General features: G+C 67.4%; 20 protein-coding genes and 1 pseudogene. 16 read left to right on the top strand and 5 right to left on the bottom strand.

All coding sequences use genetic code 11. The annotated features are described in order from the left end of the window. Positions 1-6: 6 nt before the first annotated feature. From ACIQVL_RS44215 to ACIQVL_RS44205, 3 genes are all read left to right on the top strand, one after another. Entirely contained in the window at positions 7-183 is a 177-nt protein-coding gene (locus ACIQVL_RS44215; RefSeq protein ID WP_365695030.1) for a hypothetical protein, read from the top strand. A 112-nt stretch (positions 184-295) separates the two neighbouring features. After that, a complete protein-coding gene (locus ACIQVL_RS44210) occupies positions 296-1,174 on the top strand; it encodes an alpha/beta fold hydrolase (RefSeq protein WP_403478305.1) in 879 nt (292 codons plus the stop codon). A gap of 53 nt (positions 1,175-1,227) precedes the next feature. Beyond that, complete coding sequence (locus tag ACIQVL_RS44205; RefSeq protein ID WP_403478304.1) at positions 1,228-1,743, top strand: DUF302 domain-containing protein; 516 nt, start codon at positions 1,228-1,230, stop codon at positions 1,741-1,743. A 401-nt stretch (positions 1,744-2,144) separates the two neighbouring features. On the opposite strand, the gene ACIQVL_RS44200 is transcribed toward ACIQVL_RS44205, so the two are convergent. From ACIQVL_RS44200 to ACIQVL_RS44185, 4 genes are all read right to left on the bottom strand, one after another. After that, the gene (locus tag ACIQVL_RS44200; RefSeq protein ID WP_355712364.1) at positions 2,145-2,822 is read right to left on the bottom strand and encodes a response regulator transcription factor; all 678 of its coding nucleotides are present in this window, start codon (positions 2,820-2,822) and stop codon (positions 2,145-2,147) included. Continuing rightward, positions 2,819-4,018: a sensor histidine kinase gene (locus ACIQVL_RS44195; protein ID WP_403478303.1), complete on the bottom strand. Its 1,200-nt coding sequence runs from the start codon at positions 4,016-4,018 to the stop codon at positions 2,819-2,821. The genes ACIQVL_RS44200 and ACIQVL_RS44195 overlap by 4 nt, the downstream gene beginning before the upstream one ends. A gap of 81 nt (positions 4,019-4,099) precedes the next feature. Further along, complete coding sequence (locus ACIQVL_RS44190) at positions 4,100-6,313, bottom strand: MMPL family transporter (protein WP_403478302.1); 2,214 nt, start codon at positions 6,311-6,313, stop codon at positions 4,100-4,102. A gap of 343 nt (positions 6,314-6,656) precedes the next feature. Beyond that, positions 6,657-7,565: a TIGR03564 family F420-dependent LLM class oxidoreductase gene (locus tag ACIQVL_RS44185; protein ID WP_403478301.1), complete on the bottom strand. Its 909-nt coding sequence runs from the start codon at positions 7,563-7,565 to the stop codon at positions 6,657-6,659. Positions 7,566-7,806: 241 nt separating this feature from the next. On the opposite strand from ACIQVL_RS44185, the gene ACIQVL_RS44180 reads away from it, so the two are divergent. The 10 genes from ACIQVL_RS44180 to ACIQVL_RS44135 all read left to right on the top strand — a co-directional run bounded on the left by ACIQVL_RS44180 (position 7,807) and on the right by ACIQVL_RS44135 (position 16,532). Next, complete coding sequence (locus ACIQVL_RS44180; protein ID WP_403478300.1) at positions 7,807-8,640, top strand: TauD/TfdA dioxygenase family protein; 834 nt, start codon at positions 7,807-7,809, stop codon at positions 8,638-8,640. Position 8,641: 1 nt separating this feature from the next. Beyond that, positions 8,642-9,052 carry a nuclear transport factor 2 family protein gene (locus ACIQVL_RS44175; RefSeq protein WP_403478299.1) on the top strand — a complete coding sequence of 137 codons (411 nt, stop codon included), beginning with the start codon at positions 8,642-8,644 and terminating at the stop codon, positions 9,050-9,052. A gap of 67 nt (positions 9,053-9,119) precedes the next feature. Next, complete coding sequence (locus ACIQVL_RS44170; protein WP_403434926.1) at positions 9,120-9,425, top strand: transposase; 306 nt, start codon at positions 9,120-9,122, stop codon at positions 9,423-9,425. Positions 9,426-9,442: 17 nt separating this feature from the next. Next, positions 9,443-10,333 carry an IS3 family transposase gene (locus tag ACIQVL_RS44165; protein WP_403478398.1) on the top strand — a complete coding sequence of 297 codons (891 nt, stop codon included), beginning with the start codon at positions 9,443-9,445 and terminating at the stop codon, positions 10,331-10,333. 49 nt (positions 10,334-10,382) lie between these two features. Continuing rightward, complete coding sequence (locus tag ACIQVL_RS44160) at positions 10,383-10,541, top strand: hypothetical protein (protein ID WP_403478298.1); 159 nt, start codon at positions 10,383-10,385, stop codon at positions 10,539-10,541. Positions 10,542-10,698: 157 nt separating this feature from the next. Next, complete coding sequence (locus ACIQVL_RS44155; RefSeq protein WP_403478297.1) at positions 10,699-12,240, top strand: glycosyl hydrolase family 79 C-terminal domain-containing protein; 1,542 nt, start codon at positions 10,699-10,701, stop codon at positions 12,238-12,240. A 781-nt stretch (positions 12,241-13,021) separates the two neighbouring features. Then, entirely contained in the window at positions 13,022-13,210 is a 189-nt protein-coding gene (locus tag ACIQVL_RS44150; RefSeq protein WP_403478296.1) for a hypothetical protein, read from the top strand. Between the two features lie 197 nt (positions 13,211-13,407). Further along, entirely contained in the window at positions 13,408-14,421 is a 1,014-nt protein-coding gene (locus tag ACIQVL_RS44145; RefSeq protein WP_403445952.1) for an NAD(P)/FAD-dependent oxidoreductase, read from the top strand. A gap of 99 nt (positions 14,422-14,520) precedes the next feature. Next, positions 14,521-16,020 (top strand): MFS transporter, encoded by a 1,500-nt coding sequence (locus tag ACIQVL_RS44140; RefSeq protein ID WP_403478295.1) that lies wholly within the window; start codon positions 14,521-14,523, stop codon positions 16,018-16,020. Positions 16,021-16,064: 44 nt separating this feature from the next. After that, positions 16,065-16,532, top strand: a complete 468-nt coding sequence (locus tag ACIQVL_RS44135; RefSeq protein ID WP_403445957.1) for a hypothetical protein — start codon at positions 16,065-16,067, stop codon at positions 16,530-16,532. 61 nt (positions 16,533-16,593) lie between these two features. On the opposite strand, the gene ACIQVL_RS44130 is transcribed toward ACIQVL_RS44135, so the two are convergent. Beyond that, positions 16,594-17,574: a TniQ family protein gene (locus tag ACIQVL_RS44130; protein WP_403478294.1), complete on the bottom strand. Its 981-nt coding sequence runs from the start codon at positions 17,572-17,574 to the stop codon at positions 16,594-16,596. 11 nt (positions 17,575-17,585) lie between these two features. Here ACIQVL_RS44130 and ACIQVL_RS44125 point away from each other — a divergent pair, with 11 nt between their 5' ends. The 3 genes and pseudogenes from ACIQVL_RS44125 to ACIQVL_RS44115 all read left to right on the top strand — a co-directional run bounded on the left by ACIQVL_RS44125 (position 17,586) and on the right by ACIQVL_RS44115 (position 19,300). Beyond that, entirely contained in the window at positions 17,586-17,912 is a 327-nt protein-coding gene (locus ACIQVL_RS44125) for an integrase core domain-containing protein (RefSeq protein WP_403478293.1), read from the top strand. Between the two features lie 31 nt (positions 17,913-17,943). Then, a pseudogene (locus ACIQVL_RS44120) lies at positions 17,944-18,597 on the top strand (IS701 family transposase); the annotation flags it as partial. Between the two features lie 67 nt (positions 18,598-18,664). Beyond that, entirely contained in the window at positions 18,665-19,300 is a 636-nt protein-coding gene (locus ACIQVL_RS44115; protein WP_403445966.1) for a hypothetical protein, read from the top strand. Positions 19,301-19,502: the final 202 nt, after the last annotated feature.

Below are 19,502 nucleotides of genomic sequence, written 5' to 3'. Positions count from 1 at the left end.
TGGTGGATGTCAGCCGCCCTCATCCGGCAGGGGCAGCGGGACGGTGACGTCGGCCACGACGTCGACTCCAGAGCGCAGGCGCTGCTCATGCAGAACACCCGCGCCGGGCTGCGGGTCATGGCCGAGCAGTGCTACCGGCCGACGCTCCACCGGATCACCGGCACGGCCCTCGCGGGCCGCTGAGACAGAACACTTCGGGCGACCGCACCTCTTTGCGCCTGATCAACTTCACAGATCAAAGAAATGAGCAGATTGCCCGCATTGTGGCATTCTCCTCGTCTGAAAGGACAGAACCATGGAGCGCAACGAGTTTCCCGACGCGACGTACGCGAGAACCTGGAGCAACGGCCGCGGCGAGGTGCGGTTTTTCACAAGAGCCGATGGCTCGCGGCTGCGCTACTACACCGTGGGCACCGGCCCCGCCCTCGTGCTGATGCACACCGTGCGCGGTCAGCTCGACTACTTCCAGCGGGTGATCCCGCTGTTGTGGGACCACTACACGGTCTACGCGCTGGATCTGCCCGGGATGGGATGGTCCGACATCGTCCCCGGCGCACAGTACGAGGAGCCGCAGCTGCGGGCCGCGGTCGTCGAATTCGTCCGCGGACTGGACCTGCACGACGTCACCCTGTCGGGCGAATCGCTCGGGGGCGCCCTGTCCCTGTCGGCATCGGTCGACCTGAAGGACCGGGTCAGCCGGGTCGTGGCGTTCAACAGCTACGACTACCCCCAGGGAGGTGAACGCGGGAACTTGATCGCCCGCGTCATCATCTCCAGCGTGCGGATGCCCGTGCTGGGCCCCTTCTTCGCCACCCAGGAGCCGCGACCCATCTTCCGGGCCATCCTGCAGGGCGGCTATGTCGACAAGACCAAGCTGCCCGAGGACTTCATCACCGAGCTGCTGAGGAGCGGCCGCCGCAAGGGCTACGACAAGGTCGGCCGAGGGATCTTCCGCAGCCTCAAGGGATTCGACCGGGCCCGCGAGCGCTATCCGCGCGTGTCGGCACCCGTCACCCTCGTCTACAGCGAGAACGACTGGTCCAAGCCCGCCGAACGAGACCGCGTGGCCAACGCGCTGACCGACGTCCACCGCATCACCGTGCCCCGCACCGGCCACTTCTCCGCGCTGGAGCGCCCCGACGAGATGGCACGCATCCTGCTCGACGCGGCCTGACCCCAAACGACCGGCACCCCCCGCCAATCCCCGTCCAGACATGGGAAAGAACCATGACTCAGGCCGTCCCCCACCTCGTCAACCGCCTTGTCATCGACACCGAGGACTCCTTCGACGACGTCCGCCGGTGCTACGAATCGCTGGTACCCGCCATCGATTTCGCCGAACTCGCCGAGGTGGCCGGCACAGGCGACCTCGCGGCGTTGCAGGCCTACATCGCCACACACACGCCTCATTCGTTTGCCATCTACTGGACGCTGGATCCGATGCCGGTGATGCGACTGTCGGGACACCGGCTGCGCGCGGTCACCTACATGATGGGCAACAACGTCATCGCGGAAACCATGTTCCGGCACGACCCCGGCACCATCCTGTACGCCCCCCTGCGAACCGCGATCTACGAGACCGCTTCCGGGCACGTACAACTCAGCATCGACCAGCCGTCGAGCAAATTCGCCAGCTTCGGCGATCCCCGCATCGCCGAGGTCGGAGCACAACTCGACGCCAAAGTCGCTGAACTGCTCCGCCTCATGACACTGCCGGTACCACCGGAGCTGATCACGGCCTGACCTCGATCGCGCATGAGGCCCCGTCATCTTGAAGACAGGCCCATTTGCCGCCCACGGCGCGGCGATCCTTTCGCCGGTCCTGAACATGACGGCCAGGGCCGCCACCACCGAGGCCCTCCAGCAGGCACCCGCACACGTCGGCCGCCTGGACGCGTCGTCAGCAACGCCGACTACGGCCTGTTCGACGCCTTCGAGTAACTGACTGAGCCATGGACGAGGGGTGCGTAGGACGGACCGATAGCGAGGGTGAAGCCAGGGCGTTTCAGGCGCCCTATTACAAGGAACAGGACTTCCTCAAGGGCGCACGCGACCGGAAGGATCTCTCCTGCCGGCGCCCACTGCGTGTCGAGTCGGAGGCGCCGGCACGCTGGTGAGCAGAGTTCATGTTCCGCCGAGCCGTTTCAGTCTCTCGGCAGGGCCCGGACCAGGCCCGACTGGTAGGCCATCACGACGAGTTGAGTACGATCGCGGGCGCTCAGCTTTGTCATGGCTCGCTGGATGTGGCTGCGCACCGTCAGCGGGCTGACGACGAGTTCCTCGGCGATCTCGCTGTTCGACTTGCCGTGTGCCGCCAGTACTACGACTTCCTGTTCCCGCTGGGTGAGCAGGGCCATCGTCTCGGGCGACGCGAGCTGTTCGTCGGGGTCCGGCGTGGCGAGAAAACGCGTGATCAGGGCTTGGGTCGCCGCCGGGGAAAGGAGGGACTCTCCGGCAGCCACGGTCTGGATTCCCGCGAGGAGGACTTGGGCGCTGACGTCCTTGCCCAGGAATCCGCTGGCACCGGACCGCAGAGCCCGAGCGACGTACTCATCGTTCTCGAAGGTGGTGAGGATGAGTACTCGGACGTCCGCCAGCTCCGGATTCGAGCAGATCGCCGCCGTCGCGGCCAGACCGTCACTGTTGGGCATACGGATGTCCATGAGGACGACGTCGGGCCGATGTGTTCGGACGAGGTCGATCGCTTCCAGCCCGTCCGCCGCCTCACCGACGACCGTCATCCCGGGGGTTGACTCGATGAGGATGCGGAAGGTGGCCCGCAGGAGCGCTTGGTCGTCGGCGAGGAGCACGCGAATCGTCATGAGTGAGTCTTTTCGTCAGCTGGTGGGGGCAAAGGCATATCGCAAATAACCTCGAACCCTCCGTCAGAACGGGGACCTGCCTTGAGGGTGCCGTCGAGCGAGTGGGCGCGCTCGCGCATGCCGATGAGCCCGAAGCCCGTGGCGGACACGGGAGCTGCGGTTACGGTTCCGTTGCCGTTGATCACTGTGAGTGTCAGACGGTTCGGTGCGTAGGCGATGCGGACGTGCGCGGTGGCGGTCGGTGCGTGTTTCGCGACGTTGGTGAGCGCTTCCTGCAGAATGCGGAAGGCGGTGAGGTCGGTTCCGGCCGAGAGCCTGCGGGGGGTGCCGTCCACGGTCACGTCGACATCGAGTCCTGAGGCCTTCAGGCCGTCGGTCAGCTCGTCGAGTCGCTCCAGACCGGGCGCCGGTACGAGTGCGGTGTCCGTGTCGGTGTCCTGTCTCAGGAGTCCGACCGCGGCCTTGAGTTCGCGCAGGGCGGAGGCAGTCGTCTCCGCCAGGTTGTCGAGCAGCGGTCCGACCGTCTCCGGACGGGTCCGGGTGAGGTGTGCCGCGGTGCTGGCCTGGGCGTTGGCGAGGGCCAGATGGTGGGCGACAGCATCGTGCAGTTCTCTGGCGATGCGCATCCGTTCCTGGGCCACCCGGTGGCGTGCCTCCTCTTCCCGGGTCTGTTCCGCGTGCTCGGCGCGGGCGTGCACTTCCGCGATGTAGGCCCGTCGTACCCGCACGTAGCTCCCGACGGCCGCGGGGAGCAGGGCCCACGCCATGGGGTTCACGGTGGTGAGGATGGCTGATCTGCCGCCCGGCCCGAACATCAGCGTGGTGATTCCGACCGCCAGTGCCGTTCCCAGGGACCAGTTGCGGATGATGAACCGGTCGGCTCGGGCACCCATCAGGTAGAGCGCCGCCATCATCGGGGCCATGACCAACGGAGTGAGCAGATAGCCCAGTACTCCCTCGGCCATGGTGCACGCGGTGGTGATGAGGACGACGAGACGGGGTTGATCCGCCTGCCGGAAGAGGGCCAGGCAGGCCACGGCTGACAGGACCACGCCGGGCCAGATGGTGGTCCGGCTGTCCAGCAGTCCGTCGGAGAGAAGGCTGCCGCCCACGGTGAAGCAGAGCAGCGCGAGCACCTGGGCGGTTGTGCCCGGGCGGTAGCCTCTCGCTGCGGCGCTGCGCCCCGTGAGCTTCATCGTTGTCTCCGTTCAAGGACATCGACGTCATGGCCTGGGTCGCCGCCCGGTGAGGGAACGGCGACCCATGAGCGTCCGGATTCAGATGCCGGCCGGCTGGTGAGCCTGGGTGCTGGTGCCCGACGTCATGAGGGACGGCTGCTGGGTCAGCCCTTCGCCCTCGACGTCCATGTGGGGCAGAATCCGGTCGAGCCAGGATGGCAGCCACCAGGCCCGTGCGCCAAGGAGAGCGAGTACCGCGGGCACGAGCGCCATGCGGACCACGAAGGCGTCGAACAGCACCGCGATGGCCAGGCCGAAGCCTATGGCCTTGATCATGGGTTCACTGGCGCCGATGAAGCCCGAGAAGACAGCCATCATGATGACCGCGGCCGCCACCACCACACGGGCGCTGTTGCGGGAGCCGCTGACGATCGCCTCACTGGGCCGTTCTCCGCGGACGTAGGCCTCGCGCATACGGGACACCAGGAAGACCTCGTAGTCCATGGCGAGTCCGAACACGATCCCGACGAGGAAGATGGGCATCAGACTCATGATCGGTCCGGGCTGCTCGATGCCGAGGAGGCCGGCTCCCCATCCCCACTGGAACACCATGACCACCGACCCCAGTGCTGCCAGTACCGAGAGCAGGAAGCCAAGGGCTGCCTTGACCGGCACGAGAACCGAGCGGAAGACCACCAGCAGGAGCAGGAGGGCAAGGCCCACGATGACGGCCAGGTAGGGGATCAGCGCGTCCTGCAGCGCCTGGGCGACATCGATGTTCATCGCCGTGCTGCCTGTGACCTCGAAGGTCGCGCCGGTGGCGGACTCCAGTGCGCCACGCTCGCCGCGGATGGTGTGGACGAGGTCCTTGGTCTCTTCCGCGGTCGGGCCGGTCGACGGCGTGGCGGAGATCATCGCGGTGTCACCGGAGGCGTTGTACCGGGCCGCCGAGACACTCACGACCCCTTCGGTACTCCTGATCTTCTCGCTGATCGCTGATACCGCCTCCTTCGGATCGTGGGCACCCTTGGCGTCCACGACGATCGTCAGCGGCCCGTTGAACCCGGCTCCGAATCCGCGGGACAGATCGTCGTAGGCGCGGCGCTCGGTGGTGGAGGTGGGCTTGGACTCGTCGCCCGGCATGCCCAGGCGCAGACCCGTGGCAGGCACCGCGACGGCGATCAAGCCGACCGTCCCGACGATCAGGATGGGGACCGGCCGGCGCAGCACGAACCGGGCCCAGCGGCTGCCGCCGTTGGCCTTGTGGTGGTCCTGGGGCATCCCCCTCCTACGGTCGCGGCGGGCAAGGACAGCGTTGGGCCAGAAGCCGAGAAGAGCCGGGATCAGGGTGAGAGCGATCAGGACACCGATGACGACGGCACCGGCTGCGGCCAGCCCCATCTTGGTCAGCATCGGAACGCCGATCACCGACAGACCCGCCAGGGCGATGACGACCGTGACGCCTGCGAAGACGACGGCGGATCCCGCTGTGCCGGCGGCGAGTGCGGCGGCTTCCTGGGGCGCGTGCCCCTTCGCCCGTTCCTCGCGGTACCGGGATACGACGAACAGGGCGTAGTCGATTCCTACCGCCAGCCCCAGCATGGATGCCAGCGTCCCGGACGTCGATGAGAGATTGAAGGTGCTGGACAGCGCCATGATCGCTGCCGTGCTGACACCGACGCCGATGATCGCCGTGAGCAGGGGGAGACCGGCAGCGGCGAGGGAGCCGAAGGTCACCAGGAGGACCAGTGCGGCGACGAGGATGCCGATACCTTCGGATGCGCCGCCCGCGGACGGCTGGGTGGCGAGGGCCGTGCCACCCACCTCGACGGTCATCCCGCTCTTGCGCGCCACGTCGATGGAGTGCTGGAGCGAGGTCTTCCCGGCGTCGGTGAGATCCTTGGCCGCGATCTTGTACGAGACGGTCGCGTACGCCATGGACGCGTCCTTGCTCACGGTACCGGCGTCGAAGGGATCGACCGCGGTGGCGACCTGAGGTCCCTTACCGGCGGCGGTGGTGAACTCTTCGATGATCCTGCGGTTGCTGCCCGCGGTCACTTTTTCGCCGTGCGGCGCGACGAACACGATCCGGGCGCTGGCTGCGTTGCCGTTCGCCCCGGGGTAGCGCTTCGCCATCAGGTCGTAGGCCTTCTGCGCCTCGATGCCGGGCATGAAGGACGTGCCGCTGTCGTTGGCGGACGGTGCCAGGGCGGCGCCTGCGCCGACGGCCACGAGGACCGCTGTCCAGACGAAAAGGACAAGCCGGCGCCGCTGGAAGGCGCCGCGGCCCACGCGGTAGAGGAGGGTAGCCACGAGTCAGGGTCTCCACATCGAAGTCGGGTACTCCCCAAGATTCGTGGATCCGAGCCCTCCGGGCATCGTGCACCTACTGGCAGTTGTGCTTAGTAGCAGCGCACCAGCAGCGGGCCGGATGCCTCCTCCTTGAGAATGAGATGGCGCCTGCGCACCACGTGCTGCGGCCCATGCCCTCCATAGTCAAACCGGCACGGCATGCCCGGTGCAGGCCTGTGCGGGACCACAGGCGGTCGGGCCGTGGTGCCTCCCATCAGCTTCGCGGTCCACATCGTCCGGGGACGGGGCTCGGCGGTGGCATGGACGACTTCGAGAAGATGATCATCGAGAGTGCTGCGGTTCGCTACGTCGCGAGCTCGCGAAGGAGGTCCATGGTTCGGCGCCGGGATGCGGATCGGTCGTTCCCCACGGGGAAGACATCTGCCCAGATGTCCGTTGCGCCGGCGTCGAGCACAGCCGTCAACTGCTTACTCACCGACTTCTCGTCGCCGACGATGGCAGCGTCGGCTGGCTCGCTGGCGCCGCCGACGTGGAGAATTCGGTTGTAGTTCGGCATTCCGGCGTAAACCCTGGCGCGTGCGGCCGCGGCCGCACGCGCCTCGGCCGGATCATCGTGGACCGCCACCGGCAGCCCGGCGACGATCCGGGGCGTCGTCCGTCCGGCCGCGGCCGCGTGCAGCCGCGGAGCGACGTGTGTCTCGATCGCCTGCGCCGAGGCCATCCAGAGCACGGTTCCTTCGCCGAGCTCACCCGCGACGCGCAGCAGGCGCGGGCTCAGCGCGGCGACCAGCACCGGAACCGGATGATCGAGTGAGGCCATCCGGCCTGCGCTGTGCGTTGTCCACTCGGTGCCGACGTGGTCCATCTCCTCGCCGCGCAGCAAGCCGGTCAGAATCGCCATGTACTCCTCCGTGTTGCGGCCGGGCCTGTCATAGGAGAGGCCGTACACGTCACGGATCAGTGTTTCGTGCGAAGGGCCGACGCCGAGGGTGAGGCCGGGCCGGCCCATCGCGTTCACCACGGATGCCGCACGGTTGGCCTGCAGCAGTGGATGGCACGGATAGGTTTGCAGGACGGCGGTGCCGAGTTCGATCGACGATGTCGCCTGCCCGGCGAACGCCATGGCGACGAGGGGGTCGCCCGCAACGACGCTGGCATACCACAGGGATCTGAAGCCGTCGTGCTCGGCGCGCTGTGCCTGCTGGACGATCTTGTCGAGGGACGAACCGCCGCCGGTCAGGCCGATCCGCATCGCTGCCTCCTTGGTTCAGTACGTCCGACCGGAAGGTCGGAGCTCGACTCGGCCGAGAGAAACCGCCCTGTGAGGAAGGCCGCATCCCGCGCAAGTTCTCCAGGCTGTGATCGGCGCCAAGTGCACTCGCGAGATACCCCTTCCACCTAATGGAAGTCTCACTTCTCAAGGATGAGAACTTGACTCTCCTCATTCGAATATAGTCTTCTTGTACAAAACAGCAAACCTCTGAGGAGATGCCATGGCCTTCACCTACGCAACTCTGAAGCCGTTCGGGGTCGAGGTCACCGGCGCTGCCGGCCACCAGCTGGTCAACCAGGAGGCAGCCGAGGAGTGCCGTGCGGCACTGGATGAGCATGGTGTCGTGGTCTATCGCGAACTCAACATCAGCGATGACGAACTGGTCGCGCTCAGTCGACTGCTCGGCGACGTGGTGACCGCCAAAACGGGGGAACACCGGTATCCCGAGATAGCTACGATCACCCTGGACCCGGCGAAGACGAACGCTGCGCTCGCGACATACCGGCAGGGCAACTTCCTGTGGCACATCGACGGCGCAACGGACATGCTGCCGCAGAAGGCCACGTTGCTGACCGCTCGCGAGGTCGATGATGCCGACGGCGACACCGAGTTCGCCAACACCTACCTCGCCTACGAATCGCTGCCCGACGAAGAGCGCGCCAAGATCTCGGATCTTCGCGTGGCGCACAGCTTCGCCGCCGCACAGCTGCGAGCGAACCCGGATGCCTCGGAACAGGAGCGCGCCGCGTGGGATCAGGTGCCCTCCGCCGTGCATCCGTTGGTGTGGACCCGGCGCAACGGCCGAAAGTCCCTGCTGCTCGGCGCCACCGCCGGTGAGATCGTCGGCCTGGCCGCCGACGAAGGACGGGCATTGTTGGACCATCTGCTGGAATGGGCCACCCAGCCGCGCTTCGCGCTGCGCCACCACTGGCGCCGCGGTGACCTGGTCATCTGGGACAACACCGGCATGCTGCACCGGGCGTTGCCTTTCGACCCCACATCACGGCGGCTGATGCACCGCACCACACTCGTCGGCGAGGAGACGGTGGCCTGACATGAAGACCCGTCCCGACACCGTCGAACGCGACGTGCGTTACCTGTTGGACCGCAGCGAGATCCTCGACTGCCTCGCCCGCCACGCTCGCGGCTGCGACCGGCACGACGACGAGTTGATCACCAGCGCGTACCATGCCGACGCGCTCGACGAGCACGGCTTCGCCACCAACACCGGCGCCGACTACGCAGACTGGGTCAACCCCGCGCACGCCGCCACCTCACAGGTGCATACGCACAACATCACGACCCATTCCTGCGAGATCGACGGCGACACGGCGCACTGCGAAAGCTACGCCTTGGTTGTCCTGCTGGGCACCGACGGGCGCACAGCACAAATAGTCAGCGGCCGCTACCTCGACCGGCTGGAACGACGCGAAGGCCGTTGGCGCATCGCGCTACGTCGCTCCTGAAGTTCCCCCTTGGGGCTGGACAGCCTGATACTGGGACGGTTGGTCCCGGAGGAAGCAGTTCCAGGTAGTGAGCAAGAAGAGCAACATGCGCAAGCGGTACACGGCCGAGTTCAAGCGGGACGCGGTCGCGCTGGTCCATTCGTCGGGGAAGACGGTGACCGAGGTCGCCCGGGATATCGGCGTGAGTCCGGAGGGGCTGCGGAACTGGGTGAACCAGGACAAAGCCGACCGGGGCCAGGGCCCGACGGGCGCGCTGACCAGCGACGAGAAAGAGGAACTGCGCCGCCTGCGACGGGAGAACCGGGAACAGCAGCAGACCATCGAGGTCCTGAAAAAAGCCGCGGCCTTCTTCGCGAGGGAGTCGACGAAGTAGCCGCGCGCTACGCGTTCATCGACGCGGAGAAGGCCACCGAGAACAACCCCGGTGGTCACAGTGTCACCCTGATGTGCAAGGTGCTGGGCGTGTCCCGTTCGGGCTACTACGCCCACCTCGCCGCCCGGCCCACGGCCGAGGAACGCGCCCGCCAGGAGGGCGAACTGGTTGCCGAGATCCGGCATATCCACACTGCGTCCCGCCGCGCATACGGCGCCCCGAGGATCACGGCGGCGCTACGCAGGAAGGGGCGGCGGATCAACCGGAAGAAGGTCGAGCGGTTGATGCGCGAACGTGGCATCAGCGGGATCACCCGCCGCCGGCGCCGTGGCCTGACCCGGTCGGACAGGAAGGCGTCCGCGTCGCCGGACCTGGTCGGACGTGACTTCACCGCCACCGAGCCCGGCGCGAAACTGGTCTCCGACATCACCTACCTGCCCACACTGGCCGGCTGGTGGTATCTCGCCACGGTGATCGACCTGGCCACTCGCGAGGTCGTCGGCTATTCGATGGCTGACCACCATCGGGCCGGGCTCGTCGTCGACGCGTTGAGGATGGCCGCCAGCCGAGGCGGGCTGAAGGCCGGCTGCATCGCGCACTCGGATCGCGGTTCGGAATACACCTCACACGAATACCGCACTCTCATAAGGGAGTTGGGTATTCGGCAGAGCATGGGAAGAACGGGCTCATGCTACGATAACGCCGCAGCTGAGAGCTTTTTCGGGCTGCTGAAGGCGGAGATCGGCACCACGATCTGGGCATCCCACGAGGCAGCTCGCGCCGATGTCTTCCGCTTCATCGAGGTCGAGTACAACCGCACCCGCCTGCGGAAGCATCCCGTCTACGGATACGTCACCCCGGTCGAGACCAGGGCCCTGACGACACAAGACCTCGCCCCTGCAGCGTAACCATCCGCTGTCCACGATCACGGGGGAACTTCACTCCACCGTCGAGGTCATGTTCACTGCCGACGCCTCCGTGCTGCGGTCTCCGTTCTTCACCGCACAGGGCTATCTCAAAGGGACCCGGGACCGGACCGATCTCGCCTATCAGCGTCCGCTGCAGGCCGATGCGCCCGCACCCGCCCGCTGGGAAGCCACCCAAAGCGGAACGTAGCCGACACTCCGACAAATGGGGATCTCAAAGGTCCTAGCCGCAGCAAGAGGTGGACCATGCGCTGGAAGGCACCCCTCCATGCGTTCCAGATCGCCTTCGAGGGCCGCCTGACCCCGAGCAGCAACTGACCACTCAGCAACCAAAACCAGCCGTTGAATTGACCCACCCGCAGCCCTTGAATCGACCCGAGGTGACCATGCGTAAAGTCCGGCTTCCGGCCGCCGTGGCGGCCGCCGTGCTCGCGATCACGCCCGCCGTCGCTCACGCATCGACCGCCCGCCCGTCCCCGGCGCTGACGGTGACCGTTGACGCCTCCGGCCAGGGCGAAGCGGCCATTCCCGGCGACTTCCTTGGCCTGTCGTTCGAAGAGGGAGCACTGCACGAGCCGTGGGTGAGCGCCAGCCACGGCAACCTGGCCCGAATGCTGGACAACCTCGGCCGCGGCTCGATGCGGTTCGCCGCCAACGGTGCCGACGCGACCGCCTGGCAGCCAGATCCTTCCGTGCCGCCGCCGGCCTGGGCCGACGGGCAGGTCATCACCCCGACCGACCTGGCCCGCGCCGGCGCCTTGGCGCGGCACACCCGGTGGCCGATCGATCTGGGCGTCAACCTGTTCCACGACGACCCGGCCGCGGCCGCAAGCCTGGCCACCGCCGCACGGCGCCAGTTCGGGCCACTGCTGCGCACGATCCAGCTCGGCAACGAACCCAACCTGTACCTGCCGATACGCGGCGTCCCCAACTACACCACCGACACTTACATCAAGCAGGCCACCGCCTACCTGGCCGCCATCGGCAAGTCCGCGCACGGGGTGCGCTTCTCCGGCCCCGACGCCGCGGGATTCCTGTGGGGCCTGCCCCAGGCCGACCCGATCACCAAGCCGATACCGAGCTGGTGGTCGGCCTACACAAGCGCGTTCGGTCACCAGACCCGGTTCCTCGACCAGCACTACTACCCGCTGGTCAACAGGCCCGAGATCCAAACACCGGCGACCATCGACAACCTCCTGTCCAAAACGACCGCCGCGAACACCAGGAACTTCGTCGACCTGTTCGCACAGCAAGCACGCACGGCCGGGCTGCCGGCGCACATTTCAGAGACCAATAGCGTCGCCAACGGAGGCAAGGCTGGGGTGTCCAACACCCTGGCCGCTGCCTTGTGGACCGTCGACTACGCGCTGACCGCCGCTCACGAGGGAATCAGCGGGATCAACTTTCACCAGCAGCCCCACGACTGCGGTGGCTACACCTGGATCTGCTTCCCCGACCAGACCGCCACCACCGACGCACGACTACAGGCGCAACCCTCCTACTACGCCGGCCTGCTGGTCTCCGCCCTGCACGGAGGACAGTTCCTGCCCACCCGTGTCTCAGGCGCCGCGGCGAACGTCACCGCCTATGCCGTGCGGAGTCCTGACCGCGCTGTCCGAGTCGTGATCGACAATCTCGACAACACACTGAAAGGCACCGTCGCGGTGAGGATCAACGGCGTTACCGCCCGCCGGGCCGGTCTTCAGCGACTGGAAGGTCCCTCGCTGGAGGCGACCTCGGGAGTCCGGTTCGCCGGCTCCCAGGTCGCTCCCGACGGGAGCTTCACCCCGAACAGGCCACTGCGGATCCCCGTCACCGGCAGCACCTTCAACGTCCCATTCACCACTCCGAGCGCCGTGTTGCTGAACATCACCGACCGCAGACGGTGACTCGACGGTCGGGGGCCCGCGTACCGCGTCTGAGGGGCGTCCAGCGCGGTAGCGGTGACCGCGCCGATGGCAGCGTTCATGAGGGTGGCGTCTCCGTTCGGGGTGGGTAGCGCGCTGGCGGTGCGGCGGGCCGTGTCCCGCCCCGGCGCGAACGGTGGCGCATCTGCTCTGTGGGCCCGCGGCTTCGGCGTATCGCCGACCGTCGTGTGAACCGTTTGCCGAGGTGTTCCTGGCTGACGTCGGCCTTTCGGCTGGGCCTCTCACGCCGCAGCCGTCAGGAACCGCCCGTTCGGCCGCCCGACCGCCCACACCGGTGGCCTCTCGCCATGACTCGCGCCGGAGCCACTCGACCCCCCAGCGGCAACCGCTTCACCACCGGACGGCACGGAAACCGGCGAACTCACCATGTTCTCCCCGGCCAGCAGTGACACGGGCTCCTCACGCCCCACCCGGGCCCGCTCGACTCGCTCCCGCGCGGCTCGCACCTCCGCCTGAGCCTGCTCCGGAACCTCTGTCCAGGACTCCAGATCCTGCCGTGCCCGCGACTCACGCCGTCACAACGAGCCGCCCCTGCCTGCCCCTACCCCGTCGCGATCACGCACCGCACACGAAGAAGCCCCCGCTCATCGAACAGGTACCCCCTTTTCCGCAACGCACTGAGTCTCGATCAGAGCGTGGCGCTGCGGTCTTCTGCTGTTCGCCTCGGCGAGGACTTCGCCGGCATTTACGGGCCCGGAACCATCGAGCCTTTCGGGCTGCTGCCCGGCGGCACGCTCACCGAATGGGCGTCGTGGCGGTGGGTGATGTACGTAACCGCCGCCTTCACGGCCCCGCCCTGGTCGGTGGCTTGCTGCTGGCCAAGCCCGTGATCACCCAGAAGCCCAAACTTGACATTACGGACATTGCCCTGATGGGCGAGGGTCACCCTGTTCAACTTGACAACTCAGTACAGAACCGCCTACGTTTCTGACTGTTCAGTACACAACGGTCCTGAGCTCACCGGACCGGCTGCGTGCACGCCTGGCGCGATCGAGGGCAACCCATGCCTTTGAACTCCTCGGCGCAGCCCTCCACAGCAGCCCAAGACGGTCGCCCACCATTTCCTGGGCTTCCTGAACAGCTGAATCCCCCTGCAAACCATCCGGAACTCGAAGGGTTGAGCGAACCATGACTGACAAGGAAAAGCAGGAGGCGACAGCTGTGACGGCTCCTGCGTACGCGAGCGACGCACTGGCCGAGGGGACCGTCGACGCGGTGGTGATCGGCGGGGGCGCCGCGGGGCTGAACGGTGCACTGATCCTCGCCCGCTCTCGCCGCTCGGTCGTCGTGATCGACAGCGGCTCCCCGCGCAACGCGCCCGCCGACGCCGTTCACGGCCTCATCGCCCTGGACGGCACCCCGCCCTCCGAGATCCTCCGGCGGGGCCGGGAGCAGGTGCGCCAGTACGGCGGACGCGTCGTCCACGGCCAGGTGGTCTCGGCCGAGCCTGCCGCCCTGTCGGCGGACGGGGACCTGCGGTTCACCGTCACCCTGGCCGACGGCCGCGGCATCACCGCCCGCCGCATCCTGGTGGCCACCGGCCTGAAGGATGTGCTGCCGGAGGTGCCCGGGCTCGCCGGGCACTGGGGGAACAGTGTGGTGCACTGCCCGTACTGCCACGGCTGGGAGGTGCGTGACGAGCCCATCGGCATCCTCGCCACCGGTCCGGCCTCCATCGGCCCCGCGTTGTTGTTCCGGCAGCTGACGGAGGACCTGACCTACTTCACCAACGGCACCGACCTGGACGAGGACAGCCGCGCACGCTTCGCCGCCCGCGGTATCCGCGTCATCGACACCCCGGTTGCCGAGGTCGTCGACGACGAGGACGGTGCCCTCGCCGGGGTGCGCCTGGCCGACGGGCAGGTCGTGGCCCGCCGCGTCCTCGGGGTCGTCCCGCAGATGCAGGCCCGCACTCAGGGCCTGGAAGGACTGGGCCTGCCGGTGCGGGACCTGCCGAATGTGGGCCGCGCTTTCGCCTCCGGCCCGGACGGCACCACCGAGGTGCCGGGTGTGTGGGTGGCCGGCAACGTCACCGATCCGGTCGCCCAGGTCGGGGCCTCCGCAGCGGCCGGCGCACTGGCCGGCATCGACATCAACAAGAAGCTGGCCATCGCGGACACCGACGCGGCCCTCCAGGGCTGAAATCCCCGCCCACCACCCACCACCCTCACCTTCACCGGCGAGGAAACCCCATCAGATTCCAGACGGCGTTCAGTCATGCCCACCAAGCAAGGGAAGAAAATGAGTACCAGCATCGACCGCGAGGCGCCCGCCTCCGGGAAGAATGACTCGGGCCTTCGCGGCTCACATGCCGTGCGCTGGTGGGTGCTGGCCGTCATAGGCCTGGCACAGCTCATGGTCATGCTCGATGCGACCGTCGTGAACATCGCGCTGCCCGAGGCGCAGCAGGACCTCGGCTTCAGCGACGGCAGTCGGCAGTGGGTCATCACGGGGTACGCCCTGGCGTTCGGCAGCCTGCTACTGCTCGGCGGGCGACTGGGTGACCTGTTGGGCCGACGCACCCTCTTCGTGATCGGCTTGGCAGGTTTCGGGGCCGCATCCGTTCTCGGCGGCGCGGCCGGCAACTTCGAGATCCTCGTCGCGGCACGTGTGGCCCAGGGCCTCTTCGCCGCACTGCTCGCGCCCGCGGCACTCTCCCTGCTCAGCGTGACCTTCACCGAACCGTCCGAAAGGGCGAAGGCCTTCGGTATCTTCAGTGCGCTGGGTGGTGCGGGCGGCGCGATCGGGCTGCTGGTCGGCGGCATGCTCACCGAATGGGCGTCGTGGCGCTGGGTGATGTACGTGAACGTCGTCTTCGCGGTCCCCGCCCTGATCGGTGCATTGCTGCTGCTGGCCAAGCCCGTGATCACCAAGAAGCCTCAACTGGACATTCCGGGCATCGTTGTGGTGAGTGCCGCGCTGTTCGCCGTCGTCTACGGGTTCGCGCACGTCGAGTCCACCAGCTGGACCGACCCGGTCGCCCTCGGCTCCATGATCGTCGGCGCGGTGCTGCTCGCGGTGTTCGTCTGGCTGGAGTCCAGGGTCGCGCATCCGCTGCTGCCGCTGCGCGTCGTGCTGGACCGGACCCGCGGTGGTTCGTTCATGGCGGTGTTCGTCATCGGCATGGGAATGTTCTCGATCTTCCTGTTCCTGACCTACTACTTCGCGGCCAGCCTCGGCTACTCGCCGATCAAGACCGGTCTGGTGTACCTGCCGATGGTCGCGGCCGTCGTCGCTTCGTCGACCACCATGCCTGTGCTGGTGCTGCCCAGGGTCGGCCCGAAGATCGTGATCACCGCCGGCTTCCTGTTCGCCGCCGCCGGTATGGCCCTGCTGACCCGGATCGAGTTGGACAGCACCTACGCCACCCACATCATGCCCGGCATGATCCTTATGGGTCTCGGCATCGGCAGCGTGATGACCACCGCGTTCCAGGGGGCGACCTCAGGCCTGCACCACGAGGACTCGGGCGTCGCCTCGGCGCTGATCAACACCGGTCAGCAGGTGGGCGGCTCCATCAGTACGGCGCTGCTGACCACCATCGCCTCCTCGGCCGCGACCGACTACCTGACGTCGCACAAGCCCAGCGCGCTGGCCGCGGCGCAGGCCGGGGTCGAGGGCTACACAGCCACCTTCGCGTGGGGCTCCGGGTTCTTCGTAGCCGGTGCGGTGATCGCGGCGCTCCTGATCCCGAACCGGGCTCTGGCGCCGTCCGAGGGCGAGCCGGTGATGGCCCACTGAGCCTGGAACCACCCTGGAGTTGCCCTCCTTTCCTGCGATGACTGTTGTTCTCACGACACGCATCAGCGCAGGAAAGGAGGGCAACTCCAGGCTTCCACCGCGACCGTCCCGCCCTGCGCATCGACGACGGAGCGTCCTCCGCGATCGACCTCACCGCCCGCCACCCGCGCACCGGAGAACCGCTGTCCACGGTGAAGTTCATGGTGCAGACCCTCGCCGCCGGCGATCTCCAGGGCGACCTCCCACGCGAGTTGACCTACGACGACGGACTGCGGACCACCGAGGCCAAGGGCAACAGGGGCGGGCGCCGCCCGGCCATCGCGGCCAACAAGACCGACGCCGTGCACACCGCGTACCTGGAAGGCCGGTCCATCGCCGCCCTCGCCCCCGACCACGCCATCAGCTGCGGCGCCATCCGCACCGCCGTCGCCGACCCCCTGCCCCAGTACAAGGCCGCCGACCCGGGGTACCCCAGCCCCGGAGCTGCCGGTCACCCTCGACATGCCGGGTAAGGTCGCCGACTTCCTCCGTGCCGCCGACCTGGACGACGTCGAGCGCGCCGCGCTGGTCCGATCAGAGCCAGCCGCCGAGAGTGATCAGCCCGCGGCGCACCAGCGGCTCGACGAAGGGATTGGGCCGCAGTCCAGGCCCGTACGCCAGCTCCGCGATGTCCATGTGCCATGGTCTGCGCCGGTGATCGATAAGGCGTAGGTCGAAGATCCAGTCAACGATGTCGCTGACTGAATACCCGTCCAAGAGCCGGTCTGCGGCATATACCGCGGCGGCCACCCGAAGCGAATCGGTCCACGGCCTTTTGCCGTTCCTCTGCCGCTGCGCGGTGCCCCGCGGAGACCGGACTGCATACCGCAGCAGGGGGTCACCGCGGCGCACCATCGACGGCGAAAGCAGTGGGATAAGTACGGCCGCAAGGGCCACGAGCTGCCTGTCCTCATGCGTGGGCGTTCCGTCGAGCCAGGCGTTGACACGCTCCTGCGAGGTCAGGACGGAGTCGTCGCTGATGGGTACCGACTGGCACATTTTCAGGGGGTGTCCGCAGGGTTCCTTGAGGTCGTAGGTCCACTCGCCCTCGTCGGTCATGTTGTCGCAGTTTCGCTGGGGTGGGGCGTCGTGCCGGAAATCGACGGTGTCCCAGCAGGACTGGCATTCGGTCACCATGTAGACGGCGTGATCAACGCACGCGAATGACCAGGGCAGTTTCCAGCGCAGGAGCCAGCGCGAACTACTGCCGTTGCGCAGGCACCTGGGGCACCAGCGTGCCCGCGAACGGTGGAGCCACGCCCCCGTGTGCCACTGCTGAACTGCCACGCCATCAGATGCGAGCAGCGGTAGATGCGGCAGCGCGTTACCGGCGTAGCGCGCGAGGGTCATCGCGTGCAGGCGTTCGGCGTCGATCCCGGTCAGCTTCTCCATCCGCCGGACCACAGCATCGGACAACCGCGTTTCGGCCGCAGTGAGCCCACCCACCCTGTCGAGGTGAAGTTCCCGAAGAAGCGGCTTCATCTCGAAATCCTGTTGATGGGCCAGCTCACTCACCCAGCTGGTCAGTGACTCCCCTGGGATCGGTTGAACTCGCCCAGTACTGCTCCCGGACGTTCCAGCGGGCCTGCCGCAGGCTGGGCATCACCCAGTCCATGGGCAGAGTTGGATCTTGTTTCGACAATGCCGTGAGCGAGGCATTCAACAGCGTGCTCAAGGTCGAGTACGTCCACCGGCACACCTTCGCCACCCGCACCGAGGCCCGGATCAGGATCGCCACCTGGATCACCGACTTCTACAACACCAGGCGGCTACACAGCGTATGCGGGTTCAAGAGCCCGATCGACTACGAACGTGACTACCGAGCCACCCTCACCGAGGGACTGGCCGCATAGATCGTCTCCACGCTGCGAGGGGATTGACAAACTCGAGCGCCGTCAGTTCGGCTACGTCCTCGCCGTCTCGCGCAAGCGACCGATCCCGACCCGCGCGGGCGTCTTCACGGCCGGCATGCTGGCCCACTGCCTCCCGAAGACTGCATGGCAGCGACTCTCAGCCGGAGAAGGCGCCAAAGGTCACCGTTTCTACGACTGGGCCCAAGTAGAGATCAACAGCCCGGCGAGCAGCACGGGTCACCGGTCGTTGCTCATTCGACGCAACCGGCGCACCGGCGAACTCGCCTTCTACCGTTGCTACTCGGCTGGACCCGTTCCTTTGAGCGCCCTGGTCAGGGTGGCCGGGCGCCGCTGGACGGTGGAGGAGACCTTCCAGTCCGCGAAGGGCCTGACCGGCCTGGACGAGCACCAGGTCCGCCGCTGGACCTCCTGGCATCGCTGGACCACGCTGGCCATGCTCGCGCACGCCTTCCTCGTGGTCACGGCAGCCAACGAACGGACCACCGTGATCACGCCACCAGGGCTCGCCCCGCTGACCTGCGGCGAGATCCAACGACTCTTCACCGCCTTCGCCGCACCGCAACCACGCGGCCTGGCTCACCGACTCAGCTGGTCAAACTGGCGCCGACGACACCAGGCCCGTGCGCGTAGCAGCCACTACCAGCGCCAGGCCCTCCGACGGTAACCTTCCCGGTCACGGCACTGGCTTTCCCCATCGCCGGTCTTGGGTGACATGGATGTAGGGAGCGCGGATGGGCGTGATGGGGGTCTGGGTGGTCGGCGTAGTAGCGGACGGTCCCCTTGAGGAAGCGCGGCGCCGATTCCCCGACGCTGCAGGCGCCCACGGGACGTGGCCGACGTCCTCCGCCGACATGAGCCAGTGGTGCGAGCCTCTCGCGCCCGCGGAATTGCTCGACGGGATACCCGCGCGGCCGTCGCGCATTGACGAAATCGCTCGCTTCGCCGACGCGGTGTACAGAGTCCGGAACGACGAGCCCGAGGTGGACGAGTTCCAGGACTACCTGCTTCAGGCAGTCCCGCAGCAGGAGAGCGAAGGCATGTTCTGCGCCGCCGTACCCAGGAGCGACGGCGCGGCGGCACTCATGTGGGGGCTCGGCCGCGACACGACACTCCGTACCCCCGGCTGCTGCGGGCAGTTCCTGTTCGATGCCGCCCAAGTACGGGCCGCGCTCCCCGCGGCTGAGCAAGCGCTCGTCCTTCCCCCGCCGCGTCGGGCGCACGTGACCGCCCGGATCCGGCTGTGGCTGGACGAGATGGCGGATGACCCGAACTGCGACATCAACGAGCTGATCGACGGCCCACTTCGGGTGCTGCGGTACGCGGCGCACTTGGGAGTCGGCGCAGTCGGGCTCACTCTTTGGTACTGACAGGAACTCGTGGAGGCCGTGGTCCCTGCTAACAAGATCACGATCTACGGCTGGAGTATTAGTACTCCAGCAGGATTTCGCTGTCTGACCTGGTCTTTCACCGGGCGGCCGGAGTGTAGCGCGGCTTCGATCGTGTGGGGGCGGTCTCACGGGGACCGCCCCTCGATCGTGCGACAACGCCGCAGGTAGTGACAACGGCGGG

The organism is Streptomyces sp. NPDC090499 (genome assembly GCF_044769305.1).
Taxonomy (GTDB): domain Bacteria; phylum Actinomycetota; class Actinomycetes; order Streptomycetales; family Streptomycetaceae; genus Streptomyces.
The sequence above is the reverse complement of the archived record's forward strand: the minus strand, read 5'-3'. Positions and strand labels throughout refer to the sequence as shown.

What these genes read in the sequence shown, in the direction of transcription:
- ACIQVL_RS44185 (WP_403478301.1), bottom strand. Translation starts at nt 7,565, where the DNA reads ATGCGGATCGGCCTGACCGGCGGCGGTTCGTCCCTCGACAAGATCGTC.
- ACIQVL_RS44215 (WP_365695030.1), top strand. Translation starts at nt 7, where the DNA reads ATGTCAGCCGCCCTCATCCGGCAGGGGCAGCGGGACGGTGACGTCGGC.
- ACIQVL_RS44180 (WP_403478300.1), top strand. Translation starts at nt 7,807, where the DNA reads ATGGCCTTCACCTACGCAACTCTGAAGCCGTTCGGGGTCGAGGTCACC.
- ACIQVL_RS44150 (WP_403478296.1), top strand. Translation starts at nt 13,022, where the DNA reads ATGGGCGTCGTGGCGGTGGGTGATGTACGTAACCGCCGCCTTCACGGC.
- ACIQVL_RS44115 (WP_403445966.1), top strand. Translation starts at nt 18,665, where the DNA reads ATGGGCGTGATGGGGGTCTGGGTGGTCGGCGTAGTAGCGGACGGTCCC.
- ACIQVL_RS44175 (WP_403478299.1), top strand. Translation starts at nt 8,642, where the DNA reads ATGAAGACCCGTCCCGACACCGTCGAACGCGACGTGCGTTACCTGTTG.
- ACIQVL_RS44145 (WP_403445952.1), top strand. Translation starts at nt 13,408, where the DNA reads ATGACTGACAAGGAAAAGCAGGAGGCGACAGCTGTGACGGCTCCTGCG.
- ACIQVL_RS44205 (WP_403478304.1), top strand. Translation starts at nt 1,228, where the DNA reads ATGACTCAGGCCGTCCCCCACCTCGTCAACCGCCTTGTCATCGACACC.
- ACIQVL_RS44140 (WP_403478295.1), top strand. Translation starts at nt 14,521, where the DNA reads ATGAGTACCAGCATCGACCGCGAGGCGCCCGCCTCCGGGAAGAATGAC.
- ACIQVL_RS44160 (WP_403478298.1), top strand. Translation starts at nt 10,383, where the DNA reads ATGTTCACTGCCGACGCCTCCGTGCTGCGGTCTCCGTTCTTCACCGCA.
- ACIQVL_RS44200 (WP_355712364.1), bottom strand. Translation starts at nt 2,822, where the DNA reads ATGACGATTCGCGTGCTCCTCGCCGACGACCAAGCGCTCCTGCGGGCC.
- ACIQVL_RS44210 (WP_403478305.1), top strand. Translation starts at nt 296, where the DNA reads ATGGAGCGCAACGAGTTTCCCGACGCGACGTACGCGAGAACCTGGAGC.
- ACIQVL_RS44195 (WP_403478303.1), bottom strand. Translation starts at nt 4,018, where the DNA reads ATGAAGCTCACGGGGCGCAGCGCCGCAGCGAGAGGCTACCGCCCGGGC.